Source organism: Streptomyces mutabilis (assembly GCF_046628145.1).
Classification (GTDB): domain Bacteria; phylum Actinomycetota; class Actinomycetes; order Streptomycetales; family Streptomycetaceae; genus Streptomyces; species Streptomyces mutabilis.
Map to the genome: position 1 here is coordinate 399,729 of NZ_CP176874.1, position 15,708 is coordinate 415,436.

General features: G+C 72.7%; 11 protein-coding genes. 4 read left to right on the forward strand and 7 right to left on the reverse strand.

Annotation, left to right across the window (positions count from 1 at the left end; genetic code table 11):
- Positions 1 to 4: 4 nt before the first annotated feature.
- The 3 genes from ACLIN4_RS01360 to ACLIN4_RS01370 form a co-directional block, all read right to left on the reverse strand.
- Positions 5 to 5,998 carry an SDR family oxidoreductase gene (locus tag ACLIN4_RS01360; RefSeq protein ID WP_411575403.1) on the reverse strand — a complete coding sequence of 1,998 codons (5,994 nt, stop codon included), beginning with the start codon at positions 5,996 to 5,998 and terminating at the stop codon, positions 5 to 7.
- A gap of 44 nt (positions 5,999 to 6,042) precedes the next feature.
- Complete coding sequence (locus ACLIN4_RS01365; RefSeq protein ID WP_411575404.1) at positions 6,043 to 7,626, reverse strand: PfaD family polyunsaturated fatty acid/polyketide biosynthesis protein; 1,584 nt, start codon at positions 7,624 to 7,626, stop codon at positions 6,043 to 6,045.
- Positions 7,627 to 7,688: 62 nt separating this feature from the next.
- Positions 7,689 to 8,822, reverse strand: coding sequence for an SDR family oxidoreductase (locus tag ACLIN4_RS01370; protein WP_411575405.1), 1,134 nt, complete (start codon positions 8,820 to 8,822; stop codon positions 7,689 to 7,691).
- A 431-nt stretch (positions 8,823 to 9,253) separates the two neighbouring features.
- Here ACLIN4_RS01370 and ACLIN4_RS01375 point away from each other — a divergent pair, with 431 nt between their 5' ends.
- Together ACLIN4_RS01375 and ACLIN4_RS01380 are read left to right on the forward strand one after the other, a co-directional pair.
- Positions 9,254 to 10,495, forward strand: coding sequence for a wax ester/triacylglycerol synthase domain-containing protein (locus tag ACLIN4_RS01375; RefSeq protein ID WP_411575406.1), 1,242 nt, complete (start codon positions 9,254 to 9,256; stop codon positions 10,493 to 10,495).
- A 48-nt stretch (positions 10,496 to 10,543) separates the two neighbouring features.
- The gene (locus tag ACLIN4_RS01380) at positions 10,544 to 10,729 is read left to right on the forward strand and encodes a DUF1737 domain-containing protein (protein ID WP_107477290.1); all 186 of its coding nucleotides are present in this window, start codon (positions 10,544 to 10,546) and stop codon (positions 10,727 to 10,729) included.
- A gap of 20 nt (positions 10,730 to 10,749) precedes the next feature.
- Here the strand turns inward: ACLIN4_RS01380 and ACLIN4_RS01385 are convergent, their stop codons facing one another.
- Entirely contained in the window at positions 10,750 to 11,643 is an 894-nt protein-coding gene (locus tag ACLIN4_RS01385; protein ID WP_107477289.1) for a LysR family transcriptional regulator, read from the reverse strand.
- Between the two features lie 132 nt (positions 11,644 to 11,775).
- Here ACLIN4_RS01385 and ACLIN4_RS01390 point away from each other — a divergent pair, with 132 nt between their 5' ends.
- Positions 11,776 to 12,165, forward strand: coding sequence for a VOC family protein (locus ACLIN4_RS01390; RefSeq protein WP_100046140.1), 390 nt, complete (start codon positions 11,776 to 11,778; stop codon positions 12,163 to 12,165).
- Between the two features lie 46 nt (positions 12,166 to 12,211).
- Here ACLIN4_RS01390 and ACLIN4_RS01395 read toward each other — a convergent pair whose 3' ends face one another.
- Together ACLIN4_RS01395 and ACLIN4_RS01400 are read right to left on the reverse strand one after the other, a co-directional pair.
- Positions 12,212 to 12,805 (reverse strand): hypothetical protein, encoded by a 594-nt coding sequence (locus ACLIN4_RS01395; RefSeq protein ID WP_290012160.1) that lies wholly within the window; start codon positions 12,803 to 12,805, stop codon positions 12,212 to 12,214.
- Between the two features lie 250 nt (positions 12,806 to 13,055).
- Positions 13,056 to 13,877: a hypothetical protein gene (locus ACLIN4_RS01400; RefSeq protein WP_411575407.1), complete on the reverse strand. Its 822-nt coding sequence runs from the start codon at positions 13,875 to 13,877 to the stop codon at positions 13,056 to 13,058.
- Between the two features lie 433 nt (positions 13,878 to 14,310).
- Between ACLIN4_RS01400 and ACLIN4_RS01405 the strand changes: the two genes are divergently transcribed.
- Complete coding sequence (locus ACLIN4_RS01405) at positions 14,311 to 14,889, forward strand: dienelactone hydrolase family protein (protein ID WP_290012158.1); 579 nt, start codon at positions 14,311 to 14,313, stop codon at positions 14,887 to 14,889.
- Between the two features lie 70 nt (positions 14,890 to 14,959).
- On the opposite strand, the gene ACLIN4_RS01410 is transcribed toward ACLIN4_RS01405, so the two are convergent.
- On the reverse strand, positions 14,960 to 15,706 hold the full coding sequence (locus ACLIN4_RS01410) for a phosphotransferase family protein (protein WP_289908010.1): 747 nt from the start codon (positions 15,704 to 15,706) through the stop codon (positions 14,960 to 14,962).
- Positions 15,707 to 15,708 lie beyond the last annotated feature (2 nt).

Below are 15,708 nucleotides of genomic sequence, written 5' to 3' on the forward strand. Positions count from 1 at the left end.
TCGTTCAGTCGGGACGGCGTACGAGCTCCACCCCGAGCAGTTCCACGCGAGGGAGGCCGTCCGGGTCGAGGAGGGCCGCGTCGCACCGTGCCCCGGTGTCGTGCACCTTCCGGGCCCGCACCACGCACCTGAGGCCGTCCGCGGCGGGGCCGTGCCGGTGGACGCGGCACTCGGCGACGGCCATCGGCAGACACGCGCTCCCCAGGGCGTGGTCCGCCCACACCAGGGCCAGTTGCAGCGCGCCGTCCACGGCGGCCGGATCGGTCTGCCAGTGGGCGTCTCCCCAGCCCAGCCCGGCGACGCCCACGACGGTCGCTTCCGCCCCGTCGGAGCCGACACCCCGCAGGGTGCGCAGTGCCCGGAACCGCGGTCCGTGGAAGAGGACCCGTCCGTCGTAGGGGACGGGGCGCTCCGTGCCGCCGCCTTCCCCGGGACCGGCCCACGGCTCCAGTTCCGAGGATGCCGCCTCGAAGTCGAGTACGGCGCGGAAGTGCGGCGCCCCGTTCGCGTCCCGCAGTTCCGCCTCCAGGCCCGACGGGGGGCCGATGAGGTGGCGGTGTCCGTGCACGGTGAACCGGTGCCCCTCGTGCGCCAGCCTCGGCAGGGTGACCTTGTCGAGCACCCGTACGTCACGCAGGACCGGCCCTCCGGACGCAGGGCGCCACGCTCGGGCGGCGCCCGTGAACCAGTCCAGGACCATGGCCAGGGGCAGTACCGGGTCCTCGGCGATGCGGTGGTCGGCCAGGTAGGGGTGCGTGGCGGAGGTGACGCGGGTGTGAGCCGTGGGCGGGTCGCCGGCTCCGTCCGGCGGCGCGTCCCCGTCGCCGGCCACCAGGATGATCCGGCCGTCAGGGGCCGGAGCGCCGAGTTCGGCGGTGAAGGCGGCGGCACCCCGCTCCAGGGGGATCAGCTCGACGCCCGACCGGCCGAAGCGCTCGGCCAGTGCCGGGGTCACCATTCCGCCGCGCCAGGGCCCCCAGGCGATCGAGCGCACCCGGCAGTCCGGCCGGCGGGCCCGCTCGGCCGACGCCACGTGGTCGAGCACGGCGTTGGCCATGGCGTAGTCGCACTGTCCCGCGTTGCCGAAGACACCGGCCACCGAGGAGAACAGGCAGATCGTCTCGACCGGGTCGTCGGCTGTCGCCGCGAGGAGTGCCCGCAGGCCGTCGGTCTTGGTGGACATCACCCGGTCGAACTGCTCGTCCGTCTTGTCCAGAATCCGCTTGTCGGCCAGTACGCCGGCGCCGTGCACGATCCCGGTGACGGGGCCCCATGTCTCGCGCACCTCGCGCAGCGCGGCCGCGAGCGCCTCGCCGTCCCTGACGTCCACCGGCAGGTAGCGGACCGGGGAGCCGGCCTCCTCCAGTGCGGTGAGTGTCGCCCGTACCTCGCGCGCGGCCAGGATCGCCCTCGCCCGCGCGCTGATCTCGGCGGGGGCGGTGCCTTCGGCTCGCTGCTCGCCGAGCAGCCGCACGAGCGCGGCTTCGTCGGTGGCCGCGGACGCCCCCGCGGGCTCCGCCACCAGTTCCGTGCGGCCCAGCAGAGCGATGCGCGGCCGGTGGGTGCGGGCCAGGTCGGTCAGGGCTGCCGCGGTGACCCCGCGCGCTCCCCCGGTGGCCACGATCACCGACTGCGGGCCGATCCCCGTCACGGCCGGGCTCGGTTCCGACGGTGCCTCGACGGCGCACGGCACGAGGCGGGTGCCGTCCGCGCGCAGGCCGGCCTCCGGTGCCGGTCCGCCCGCGAGCAGTTCCGCCACGACCGCCTCGGCGACGGCCTCGGCGTCCCGGCCGCCGCGCTCGCAGTCGATCGCCTTGACGGAGGCGTCCGGCCACTCCTGTGCCGCGGTCCTGGTCAGGGCGGCGAGGCCGCCGAGCCACGCGCGGGCGGGTTCCCTGCCGTCCAGCCCGAAGTCGCCCCCCGTGTCCTGGACGGTGACGAACGCCCCACCGGCGGTCTCCATGCGCGACGCGACCGTGCGTGCCGTGCGGAATGCCTCGCGCAGGATCTCTCCGGCCTCCTCCGGCGATCCGATGTCGGCCAGCCCGCCGAGGTACACGACGGCGCCCGCTCCGTCGGGCACACGTGTCGCGGCCTCGGCCCGTACTCCGCGGTCGGTGAGTTTCCCGGCCACCAGGGCGGCGGTCTCGGAAGGACCGCCGACCACGGACACCGGGCCGTCGCCGAGACCGGCCATCGCCAGTCCCGGCGCGGGCGCGTTCACCGTTCGCAGGGCCAGGCGCCTCAGTTCCACCGGTTCCGGTTCCCGGCTCACGACGGGGATTTCGGGCGGGTCGGCGGATGGCGCGGTGGTGCAAGCGGCCGCCTCCCTCAGGGCGTCCACGATCTCGCGCAGGGTGCTGAGTCTGCCGAGCGCGGCGGCACCCCCGGTCGGCAGGTCACCACCCACCCGTTGCCGGACGACGGAGAGGATCTCCACACGCTTGATGGAGTCGACGCCGAGGTCCGCGTCGAGCGCCATGTCCACGTTGAGCATGGACACCGGGTATCCGGTGCGCTCGGCCACCACCGAGAGCAGCAGTTCCTCGAACCGGGCCGGGTCCGCGGCCGACGCCGCCTCGGCGCGGACCGGGGCCGGTGAGGGCTCGGGGGTGCGGGCGGGTGGTACGACGGGGGCCGCGGTGGGGGCGGGGAATTGAGGCAGCGGGCCGGGCATCCGCGGGGTGGCGCCGTCAGCCGCGTCGGGCGCCCGCCCTGCGGGAGCGGGGGTCGGGACCCCGGCGTGCGGCGCCGCCGTGAGATCGGTGGACGCGGGTGGAGTGGGCAGGGCGGGAACGTCCTCCCGCGGGGGCGCGCCCAGCATCGCGGCCAGGGTCGTCTCGGTCATCCGCAGGAACGCCATGTGGCTGTCGGCCAGCATGCGGTGGCAGGCCGCGTGGGCCTCCGCCGCGTGCCGCTGCACGCTCTCGACCATGGCCAGCCAGTGCGGGTCCGCCGGGAGAGCCGGGTCGATCGGCTCCGGCGGGGACGGTGCGGCCGGTACGGGTCCCGCGCCGGGTACGGGGTCCTGGGCCGGTACGGGTTCCGCGCCCGGTACGGGGTCCTGGGCCGGCGCGGATTCGCCGGTCGGCACCAGCGGCGGGGCAGGCGCGAGCGTCGCGGCCGGTGTGGGCGCCGGCGGGGTCCGAGGCGGATTCGGTGGGGGCAGCTCGGCCGCCCCGCCCGCCGGGGGGTACGGCTGACCGTAGTTGGTACCGCTGATCTGCACGGTCATGCGCGGTTCGCGCTCCTTCACTGCTGTCCCTGACGGTCCGTACGGCGCCCAGAGGAAGCCGTAGTCCAACTGCGCACCGCGCGCCGCGAGTCTGCCGAGCGCGCCGTGCAGGGTGGTGACCGCGTCCTGTCCCCTGCGGTCCAGGGCGACCGCGGCGTGCTCGCGGTCACCTAGGACGCGTCCGACCAGGCCGGTCAGCGCGGCCCCGGCACCGACCTCGACGAACGTCCGCACACCCGTGGCGTACATCGCCTCGACCTGCTCGGCGAACAGCACGGGTGAGGCCAGGTGTGCGGCGATCCTGCGGCGTACGTCGTCGGGGTCCCCCGGGTACGGTGCCGCGTCCGCGTTGCCGTACACGTCGATCACGGGTGCCGTGAGCGTCATGTCGCGCAGGAACCCGGCCAGTGGCTCGGCCGCCGAGGCGACCAGCGGGGTGTGGAAGGCGTGCGAGGTCTCCAGCCGGCTCGCGGTGACACCCCTCGCGAGGAACTCCCGCTCGGCCGCCTCGATCGCCCCGCTCTCGCCGGACACCACGGTCTGGTCCGGCGCGTTGTGGTTCGCCGGCCACACGTTCCTCACCCCGGCTTCGGCGAGGACGGCCGTGACCCGCTCGCGGCTCGCTGACACGGCCAGCATCGCCCCCGGGCTGTCGGCCGCGGCGCGCATCAGCTCGCCCCGTCTGCGGGCGAGCGCGACCAGGGAACCGGCGTCCAATGCTCCCGCGGCGTGCAGGGCCACCAGTTCGCCGAAGCTGTGGCCGCCCACGCAGTCGGGCCGCAGTCCGAGGCCGCGCACCACCTCCAGGAGGGCCAGGCTGTGCACGGCGAGCGCCGGCTGGGCCCACTCGGTGGCGTTCAGCACCGCGGCCTGTTCCTCCCGCTCCGCGTCGCCGAGGCCGGGAGGCGGGAACACCACCGCGTGCAGGGCGCGGTCCTCGAACCGGCGGCCCGCCAGGCGGTCCCAGACGGCTTGGGCGGCGGGGGCGAACATGGCGAGACCCGCGCCCATGCCGACGTACTGGGCCCCCTGTCCCGGGAAGAGGAACGCCACCTTCCCGACAGCGGGCGCTCCGACGCCGTAGTGCACCCCGCCGGGTAGGGAGAACGCGTCGTGCGGGCGCTGCCGGATCGCCGCTGCGGCCTGCGAGAACCTGTCGTGCAGGTCGTCGGTGCCGGTCGCCAGGACGGCCAGGCGCACCTCGTCGGCGGGCCGGAACCCGGCCTGGCTCTCCCGCGCGATCTCGGCGAGCGGGCGGTCCCGGTCGACGGTCCGCTCCAGCAGGGCGGCCGGCGAGGAGGCACTGAACAGCACCAGCTCCGCGGGCGCGCACCGGCTGCGCCACGCCTGACGGCCGGTCCCTGCCGACGGCACGTACTCCTCCAGGGTGACGTGGAAGTTGCTGCCTCCGAAGCCGAAGCTCGACACAGAGGCCCGGCGCGGATGACCGGGCGGGCGTACCCACGGGCGTGCCTCGGTGTTGACGTAGAACGGGCTGTCCCTCTTCCGCAGCACGGAGGCGGGCCGCTCGACCTTGATGGTCGGCGGCAGGATCTGATGGTGCAGGGCCATGACCGTCTTGAGCAGCCCGGCGGCGCCCGCGGCGCACTTGGTGTGGCCGATCTGGGACTTCACCGAGCCGATCGCGCACCACTGCCGGTCCCCACGTCCGCTCTCCTCGAACACCGTCCGCAGCGCGGCGAGTTCGGCGGCGTCCCCGGCCTTGGTGCCGGTGCCGTGTGCCTCGACGAGTTCCACGGTGCCCGGGTCGTAGCCCGCCTGCTCGTACGCGCGTCGCAGCGCCCGTGCCTGGCCCTCGGGCAGGGGTGCGTAGATCGCCGTTCCCTTGCCGTCGGAGGAGCTGCCGATCCCCCGGATCACGGCGTGGATCCGGTCGCCGTCCCGTTCGGCGTCGGACAGCCGCTTGAGGGCGTACATCACGACGGCTTCACCGAGCATCGTGCCGTCGGCCTCGTCGGAGAAGGGCCGGCAGTCCCCGGTGGGTGACAGCGCGGGTGTCTTCGAGAAGCACATGAACATGCCGATGTCGTTCAGGGTGTCGACACCACCGCTGATGACCAGGTCGGCACGGCCCAGGGAGAGTTCCGCGACCGCCGTCGACAGGGCGGCGAACGAGCTCGCGCACGCGGCGTCGGTGGTGTGGTTGGTGCCGTGCAGGTCGAACCTGTTGGCGATGCGTCCCGCGACGACGTTGCCGAGGAGCCCGGGAAACGTGGACTCCTGCCAGGGCGTGTAGTGCTCCTGGATGGCGTCGCACACGGACTGGGCCTCGGCCTCGGGGACGCCCTTCTCCCGCAGGGCCTTCAGCCACACGGGGCGTTGGGTCCGCCCCTGCATGTGGCTCAGCAGCTCCAGCGAGGCCGCGCCGAGGATGACGCCGACCCGGTCGCGGTCCACACCCGACAGCCCGCCGGCGTCCGCGAGGACCTGGTCGGCCACCATGAGGGCGAGCAGCTGGCTGGTGTCGGTGGCGGGGAGGGTGGCGGGTGGGATGCCGTAGGCCAGCGGGTCGAAGCCGACCTCGGGCAGGAACGCCCCTCGGCGTGCGTAGGTCTTGTCCGGTGCGGTGGGGTCGGGGTCGTAGTGGTCCTCGACGAGCCAGCGTGACGGCGGCACGTCGGTGATCAGGTCCCGGCCCGAGATCACGGCCCGCCAGAACTCCGTGGGGTCGGTCGAACCCGGGGCCAGGGCCCCGATGCCGACCACGGCGACGGGAACCTGCGGGGGGTGGCTTTCGGACACGGGCTCCCTTTCGTCGGGGGTCGTCTTCCGGGTGGGGAGCGCGGTCACGCGAGCCTGCGCGGCGTGTACGCGAAGGCCGAGGCCGGGACCGGGACGCCGTAGGTGCGCAGTTGGTGGGCCCGAGTGAGAACGGCGGCGCCTTCGAGGAGGTTGAGCGCGATCTGTACCACGGTGCGGTTGTGCCGCTCGGCGAGGAAGCCTCCGGCGGTCCACCGGTTGAACGCTCCCATCGCCGGGCCGCACCAGATCTGGTAGTCGGTGCGTCGGCCGGTGTCCCCGTCGATGGCCCAGCGGCTGGAGTTGCCCAGGTACCAGCGGAAGACCAGTGCCATCCGATGCTTGGGATCGCTCTGCGCCCGCGTGATCTGCGCGGGGTCGCGAGCCGCCCAGAACCGTTCGGTCCGTTCCCACACCTCGTCGACGGAGGCCCCCAGGACGTCCCGCTCCAGCTTCGCCCGCAGTGGGGCGGGGATGTCCTCCAAGGACGAGTGCGCCCGATAGGCGGCGTAGAGCTGGGAGGCCCTGGGAGCGAACATGGTGCCCCGGCGCAGCACCTGGAGCGTGACGCCCATCTCGAACATGTCCGCCGCCGGCGCCATGGCCACGTCGGCGACGTCCGCCTGGGCGAGCAGTGCCTTGGCGTCGTCCGAGATGCCCGCCTCCGTGGCCGTCTGGTTCACCGAACCCGTCACCACGTAGGCCGCCCCGAGCGCGAACGCCGCCGCCACCGCGGCGGGCGTCCCGAGCCCTCCCGCGGCCCCGACGCCGACCTGGCGCCGGTAACCGAAGCGGCGGGTGATGTCGTCGCGCAGCATCAGCACGCGGGGCAGCAGGGAGCCCAGCGGCCGGCCGTCGGTGTGGCCACCGCTGTCGGCCTCCACCGTGATGTCCTCGGCCACCGGTACCTGCCGGGCCAGCTCGGCCTCCTCGGCACTCAGCTCGCCGCCCTCCACGAGTCGGCGCAGGAGGGCGGGCGGCGCGGGTGACAGGAACTTCTCGGCCACCTCCGGCCGGGACACCTTGGCGAGGACCCGCGTGGGACGCACGATCCGCCCGTCGCCGCCCCGGCGCAGTCCGCGGACCGCGCACAGTACCGCGGCCGGCGTGAGGTCCAGGTAGGCCGACAGCGACACACACGGCACCCCGTGGTGGAGCAGCAGCTTCGCGGCCCGGTGTTCGAGTTCCGGTTCAGCCGGTGAGTGGATGAGGTTGACGCCCCAGTTGGTCCTGCCCCGGAGCCGGTCGGCCAGTTCGCGCACGGCCCGTTCGACCTCCGGCAGTCCGAGGCCCGCCGCTCCGAAGAAGCCGAGCATGTCGGCCCGGGCCATCGCGGTGACCATGCGCGTCGTCGCGATGCCGTTCGCCATCTCACCCGCCACGTAGGGGAAGCGGACGCCGTGGGCCTCGCAGAAGGTGCGCCCGCCGAGCCACTCCGGATACAGCGGCGGCAGCGTGCCGACGACGTCGCCGTCCGTCCTCGGTCCGAGAGCCAGGCCGAGGTGCCGGCGGGTGCTGTCGGTGACGATGTGCACGTGCTCCCGGATCCGCCGGGTACCGGCGGTGATCGCTTCGGGTGAGAAGACCGGCGGATGCGCGTCGGTGCGGCCGGGCAGGGCGGGAGCGGACAAGGGCGGGCTCCAATGGGAGGCGTGCGTACGGAGGGACGGCCGAGGGAGAGGCCCGGTCGGCCTCAGTGCCGCGCCCGTCCCGGCGCCACCGCTGGACGTGCCGGGCGCGTCGGGCGGAGACCGGACAACAGGTAGTCGGCGTCCACCCGTGTGACGGACCGGGGAGCTCCGAGGGCGGTGCGTACCCGGGTGTCGTCGTAACGGCGGAGGTGGCTCAGGTAGGGCGTGATGCCCGGGTAGAAGTCCATGGAGGCTTCGAGGGCGGACACGTCGTCGGGTCGCTTCTCGACCAGTCGGGTCCGCAACGGCGCGAGCCGCTCCATGAGTTCGGTGACCGCGGCCACCGGAACATCGTGTTCGTGGACGACGTGGTAGGTGTCGACCCGGCCGGACGGTTCCCGGTCCGCGAGGCGCACCATCACCCTCGCCGCGTCCTCGACGGGCATCATGTTGAGGTGGCCGTAGCGTCGGCCGACCAGCCGGACGACGGGCAGGTCGGGCCGCGCGCGGCGTGCGTCGGCGAGACCGGTGGCGCGCAGCGCGTCCCACACCAACTGGTCCATGACCTGCATCGGGTGCCGGGGCAGTTCGGGGTGCGGTGGCACGTCCGTGACCAGGATGCTCGGCCGCAGGACGACGGCGGGCCTGCAGTGTGTCCGCGACCACGCGTGCACCAGGGTCTCGGCCTCGTACTTGGACCGCTCGTAGGCGTTCTCGAAGCCGTGGGTGTCGTCGAGTTCGTCCTCGTAGACGACTCCCTCACGTCGTGCTCCGGCCACGAAGGCGGTGCTGACGTGGTAGATCAACGGTCGGCGGCTGCCGGCGGCGGCCAACTCCAGTACGGCCCTGGTGCCTTCGACGTTCACGCGGCGCAGCGAGGCGAGGTCACCCTCCAGGTTGATGGAGCCGGCACTGTGCCAGATCGCGTCGAAGGCGTCGGCCAGTTCCCCGTACCGCTCCGGGGGCAGTCCCATGCGTGGTCGGCTCAGGTCGGTGGGTACTGCCCGTACCCGCGTGGGAAGTTCCGAGATCAGCCGTTCGGGCGCTCCGGTCACCTCGAAGAACCGCCTGATGCGACCGAGGGCGTCTCCCGAAGCCCCATGGGTGAGCAGGGTCAGCGATCCGTGCCGTTCCAGAAGGCACCGCAGCAGACGGAGTCCGAGGAAACCGGTGGCACCGGTGAGGGCGATGTTCACGACGACGACTCCCCCGGGCCACACCACGGGAAGGCAGGCGGAAGCAGTCGCATCCGCGCCACCGACTCGCCCGTCCCCATCCCCGGCCTCCCCCCTCGGATGCTCCGACACACATCGAGGACAGTGCCAGCCGACGGCTGCCTCAGGAGTCGTTTCCGCTCACGCTCATCCTCGAAGGCACCGCACCGACCCGAAGATTGACGAACGGGCGCGCGAACGCCTAGTCCGGCCGTGTGAAGGGCCTCCGGACTCCGCGACCGCAAACGGAGGGCCGCCTACCTTGTGCTTCCGACCCGGATGTCGGCCGTTCGAGCGATCCCCCCGCTTCGGCCCCGCTCCGTCCACAGCTCAGCTCTGGCCCTCCTCGACGCCGACCGCTCCGCGGCTCCACGGACCGCCCCGACCGGAAGACGGTGACCATGTCCGCCCACGTGCGTACTCACCCGATCGACCGCGCGTACCTCCGACTGGAGGAGGCCCATCCCGGTGCCCGCTGGGACACCGGGGGCATCGCGTATCTCAGTGGCCGGCCACCGAGTCTGGAGGCTTTCCGCGCCCACGTCGGCATGCACCTGCCGAAACTGCCCATGCTCACGCACCGGTTGGAGCGGACCGCACGACCTCCCGTGTGGCGCCCGGACGAGGCCTTCACTCTCGAGCGCCATGTCCATGAAGTAGTGGCGGCCGGCCCTGACGCGCCGCCGTCCCCCTTGGAGGCGGCCCTCAGCGCCCCACTGCCCCGCGACGCGCCCTGGGGACTGTGGCTGGTGCACGGCGAGGCGCCCGACGAGTACGCCGTGTGTTACCGGTTCGAGCACGTGTGCCAGGACGGGATCGCTGCCGCCCTCGCCTTCCGTACCCTGCTCGGTACCGGTGAGCCCGCCGTCCGGCCGCTGCCCGGCCCGCGCGGTCACGGGGAGAACTTGGGCAGGACGGTCAGGGCGCTGGGCTTCGCGGCGAAGTACGCCTTCGACGTCCTTCCCCGTCCGGGCCGGCGGCCCTCGGCGGCCTTCGTTCCCAGTGGAGAGCGGAGACTGCTGCGGGCCCGGGTACCCGTCGAGAGGCTGCGGAGCATCGGTACGGCACGTGGGGCGTCGGCGAACGACGTCCACCTCACGGCGGTGGCGGGAGCCATGGGCAGGTGGTCGCGAGAGGCCGGCGTCCCTCTGCCTCGTGTGTCGGCGCTGCTGCCCGTGGACGCACGTCGGCACGACGAGGAGCAGACGTGGGGGAACCGCACCTTCGCCGTCCCGGTGCGCCTCCCCCTGGCCGAGACCTCTCCGTCGCGGCGGCTCGATCTCGTCGCGGCGGCGACCTCCGCGGTGAAGCGGAGGCCACGACGGCAGGCCATCCACGACCTGGTCCGATACATGCCCGCCCGGCCCACGGCCTGGTACATGCGGCAGGTCACCTCACCGAGCGTCACCGCGATGGTGACCACCTCCGTGCCGCTCGCCGAGGGCGGGGCGCTGGGCGCCACCGACGTCACGGGCGCCGCCCTGCTCCCGTTGCTCCTGCCGGGCCACCTCTGCGGCGTGGGACTGGCCTTCTTCGGAGACTGGGCCGAGGTCTCCTTCACGGTCGACCACGCGCTGCCTCACGGCGAGCGGTTGCCCGGCCTGTGGACGGACGCCGTGGAGGAACTCGAGCAGGACCTCGCATCGACGGCATGATGCCCGGGTGCTCATGGGGACCCGGAACCCGCATGCGATCCTTCACCCATGAGCACACCGCCTGACGGATTGCCCGTCTACCGAGTCCTGACCGGGCCGGACGACGCCGCGTTCTGCCACCGGGTGAGCGAGGCGTTGGGCCTCGGCTACCGGCTGCATGAAGGCCCCGCCGTCACCTTCGACGGGGAGAACGTCATCATCGCCCAGGCACTGGTCTGGCCGACGCGGTCGTAGCGGACGTCGCTCCAAGCTCGTCAGGAGCGCCGTGGGCTGTCGTCCGCGCCGGGAACGTCCAGCAGCGCGAGGAAGGCCGCGGCCGCGGGGGACGGGGTGAACCGGCTCCAGACGAGGCGCTCGACCCGTACCGGACCGTCGCGGACCGGAACGCACCGCAGGCCGTGCAGTCCGGCGGCGAACTCCGCGGGCAGCAGCGCGACGCCGAGGCCCAGGCGGATCAGCCGGGCCATGAGGTCGACGCCGGCCTCGAAGGCGACCTCGCGCCGCAGTCCGGCCGCGGCGAACGCGTCGTCGGACTGGGCGCGGGCGGCACTGCCGGCCGCGAAGTCCACGAACACCTCCTCTGCCAGGCGGGGCAGACCCACCTCCCGCTCCCCGGCCAGGGGGTGTTCCGGCGCGACCACGGCGACGTGCTCGCCGTACGCGAGCTGCCGGTCGTTGACGCCCTGCGGCAGGAAGCCGGGCTGCACCCCGAGGAACGCGGCGTCCAGCGCGCCGTCGCGCACCTGCTCGATGAGGCGTTCGCTGGCTGCGGTCCGCAGGCTGATCCGCACCTGCGGATAGCGCCGACGGTAGTCCCGCAGCACCGCCGGAAGGTCGACGGCCGCCACCGTGGGGATCGTCCCGACGGTCAGCCGGCCCCGGATCTCGCCCGTGGCCGCCGCCACCTCCGCCCGCGCCCGCTCGGCCGCCTCCAGGGCCTGGCGGGCGGCGGGCAGGAACGCCTCCCCGGCGACGGTCAGCCGCACCCGGCGGCTGGTGCGCTCGAAGAGCCTCGCGCCCAGGTCCTTCTCCAGCCGGGCCACCTGGTGACTGAGCGCGGACTGGACGACGTGACACCGCTCGGCGGCACGGGTGAAGCTCGCGGTCTCCGCCACCGCGACGACGTACCGCATCTGCTGGAGATCCATCGATCCATCGTGAAACACGATGGATCGCATGACAAGCATGTGTTGGACCGATCGATGGTGGCTCGGCAATGCTGAACTCACCACCCCGAAGCCACCCCGGCGCCGCAGGCGCCCGCACCCACGGAGTCCCACATGCGCGTGATCGCCTTCGACCACCTGGTCCTGAACGTCGCCGACATCGAGCGCTCGCTCGCCTTCTACACCGGCCCGTTGGGGCTCGAGCCCGTGCGGGTGGAGGAGTGGCGGGCCGGCAAGGCCCCCTTCCCGTCCGTGCGGGTCAGCCCCACCACGATCATCGACCTCATCACGGGCCCCGACGACCGTCCGGCCGGCACCAACGTCGACCACATCTGCCTGGTGGTCGAGCCGCTCGACTGGCAGGAGGTCATCGACTCCGGCGTCTTCACGGTGGTGGACGGCCCGGGCAAGCGCTTCGGCGCGCGGGGCACCGCGCTCTCCCTCTACGTGCGGGACCCGGACGGCAACACGATCGAGCTGCGCTGGTACCCGCAGGACGCGTGACCAGTAGGGCTCCGTCGGGTTCTGTGCTCGGAAGCCGACGGCGGTCTCACACCGCAGGTGCCCTCTCGGCCGCCGAACGACGCTTCCAGTACGCAACGGTCAGCAGGCCCAGCAGCGGCCCCCACAGGGTCAGCGGCACGTAGCAGAAGTAGAACCAGGCGGCTTCCCAGCCGCCGGCTCGGCTAGGGTGGTCGGCCGGCAGGGCGTCACCTCGGATCGTGGTACCCCTGACCTCGGTCACGAGGAACAAGAGGGCGAACAGGAGGGTGAGGCTCGCGGCCCCGATGGCGGCCGGGAGGACGGCTGCCCTTCTCGGCACCCGGTGGCCGCGAAGGAGCGGGATCCAGCGCGGGAACACCTCACCCCAGCGGGCGATCAGACCGATCGCAGCGAACGCGAAGACTGCGGACAGAACCGACAGGAAGATGACGTACGTCCGATCGCCGAATCCGCGACCGTCGTCGAACGCGGCCGGGAGCCGCCAGATACTGGAAGGAAGGACGGCCAAGGGCACGGCGTAAGCGACGAGTCGGATCCGTCGTGACACTCCGGGAACGGGCTCGTGGGCCGCCCGCCACGCGACGCGCAAGCGTCCGGAGTGGACGGTGGCGGGTTCTTCGGCGTGCTGGAGCTGCTGCATGGGCGGTCCTCCGGCTTGGACGAACTGCGGTTCGGTCCGTTCAGTGATGAAGATCCCGGCCACGGGGGCTCCGGGCATCGCTCTGACAGTCGGCTCGGCTCCGTCTGACGGCCGAGGAAGTGGTGCGACCGGCGGATGACCGCGGTGCCCGGGACGTTGCTGCGTACCGGTCACCACAGCCGCATCCCGTGTGGTGATCCACTGTCCCGACCACCGACGATCCCGGCACAACCGGGCCGGTGTGACCTTGTCAAGCTCTCGACAGGGAACGTGTCCGGAGCCAGTAGGAGCGGATGGCGACGATCAGCGCGCCCCCGTAGACGGCGAACGCGGCCATGCCGATCCAGCCGACCAGCAACGCATCGCTGGAGGAGGGGAAGTCGCCGCGCCGCATCGTGACCACGCCGGCCGTGGCCAGGGCCGCGTATCCGACCCCGAACACTCCGTACGGAGCCAGGGTGGCAGCGCCGATCAAGGCAGGGGCGAGTGGCAGCCAGCGGGGAACGCGCCGGCCGCGCAGCCACGGTGTCCAGCGCGGGAAGGCCTGGCCCCACGGGCGGACCAAGCCCCAGAGCAGGAAGACGCCGAGCGCGGCCAGCAGCACGGTGGCGTCCAGCCCCCAGGACTCCAAGGTGAGCCAGAGTCCCGACGCACCGTTGCGCTCGGAGATCGCGCGCATCTCCGCTCCCGAAACCCCGGCGAAGGTGCCGCCGGACGCCCAGACGAGCTTCATCGCCGCGTACGGGAGAAAGGCCACCGTCCCGGCGCAGGCGGCGAGCTGAACCGGCCCTGAGGCGGCGGACGGCACTGCCGCGACGGTCCTGGAGGACGGCGGACGGACGGGCCGGGCAGTGGCCGCGAGCAGCACGACCCCGGTCGCCGCGAGCGCGTGGTTCGCAGCGGCCACCCCACTGTCCACTCCCTGACCGAACATCAACGTGATGACGTCCATCAGCAGACCGAACGCGGCGATCCCGGCCGGCACGCAGGCCGCCCACAGCAGCGCACGCAGCGCCGGTCGCAGCCCTGACCGCACCACCGCGCCACAGCCCACCGCCGCCAGCGAACCCACCGCCACGACCCCCCAGCCCAGCGCCGAAGGCCCCGGGGTTGCGCCCAGGTGGAAAGGCGGCGTCCCGCTCAGTACGCATGCCAGACCGAAACCGGCGTAGGCCACCGCCCACGCCATCGCGACCCGACCCACCCAGCTCGGCCGCTGCCACCACGCGCGCCAAGGCGTCCTCGTCGTCCTCGTCGCTCTGTCCATGCAGCGAACCTCGCACCGACCGCTGTGGCGCGACATCTGCCGACAGAACGATCCGTCTCCCCCTGTCGGCCGATCACACCACCCGCGAGCAACGCGCCCTCCAGCTCACCACGGACCACTGCACTCTCGACGCGCGACTGAAGTCCCGGTCTGTTCGGCCGAGGCACGTGGATGTCAGTGCCGCGGTCCATACTCGTGCCGCGGCGCCACCCGGGCACCGCAGTAGGAGGAGAGCAACATGGCTGAGGTGCTGGTCTTCCACCATGGACACGGGCTGACCGTCGGCATGCGCGGTTTCGCCGAGCAGTTGCGGCGGGCCGGACACACCGTCCACACTCCAGATCTGTACGAAGGGCAGGTCTTCGACAGCCTCGATGAGGGCGCCGCCTATGCCGAGAGCGCTGGATTCGACACGATCACCGCGCGCGGAGTCACCGCCGCCGAAGGGCTGCCTGCGGAGCTCGTCTACGTCGGCTTCTCACTCGGCGTCCTGCCGGCGCAGAAGCTGGCCCAGACTCGCCCCGGAGCAAAGGGTGCCCTGTTGATCGAGGCCTGCGTCCCGGTATCGGAGTTCGGCGCCCCCTGGCCCCACGACGTCCCGGTTCAGATTCACGGCATGGACGCAGATCCGTTCTTCGCCGGAGAGGGTGACGCGGACGCCGCCCGCGCGGTCGTCGAGACGGTGACGGATGCCGAGCTGTTCCTCTACCCCGGCGACAGGCACCTGTTCACCGACAGCAGCCTGCCGTCCTACGATGAACAAGCCGCGACGCGGGTCAAGCATCGGGTGCTCGGCTTCCTCGACCGCGTCGAGTAGGGAATCGGGGACCTGCCCCGTCGGCGGCAGGGCGGCTGTTCGCACGGGACGAGGACGAGCCTCCAGGTCCTCACATCCGGGATCTCAGCACGTCGACCTCACAGCCTGGCGCGAACGGGTCGAAGCCGTGCTCGACCAGCCAGCGGACCGCCAGCAGGCTTCGCAACGACCACCACGCGTGGATCACGTCGAGGTCGATGCCGGTGCCGTAGCCGGCGATGACGTCGTCGAGGTGCTCCTCGTGCCCGAGCGTGAAGGTGGCGAGGTCGTACAGGGCGTCACCCCGGCCCGCCTCGGACCAGTCGATGATGCCCGTGACCTCATCGTCTCGGACGAAGACGTGCGCGATCTGGAGGTCGCCGTGCGTGAACGCCGGTGTCCACGGCCGGAGCGCGGCCTCGGCGACCCGGCGGTTGCGGGTGACCAGGTCGGCGGGCAGGACGCCGTTCGTCACGAGCAACTCGCACTCGACGTCGAGTTCCGCCGCCAGCGCGACGACGCTCCGGCCGGCCCGGCCCTGCCAGGACGGCAGCGGCGCATCGTGCAACGTCCGGATCGCCGCGCCCGCCGCCGCCCACGCCGCCGGCGACCCGGTCGACGGCCCACCGAGGCGCCCGAGCGTCGTTCCCGGAAGTGCGGCGATCGCGAGCACGGGCGGCTTGCACCACAGGATCTCCGGGGTCGGGACCGGCGCCAGGGACATCGCCTCGACCTCGACGTCGATGCGCGCCTGATCGCCGTCCACCTTCAGGAACACATCACCGACGCGCAGCGTCGCACGCTCGGAATGGGCGACAACGACTTCGACCTCGTCCATGG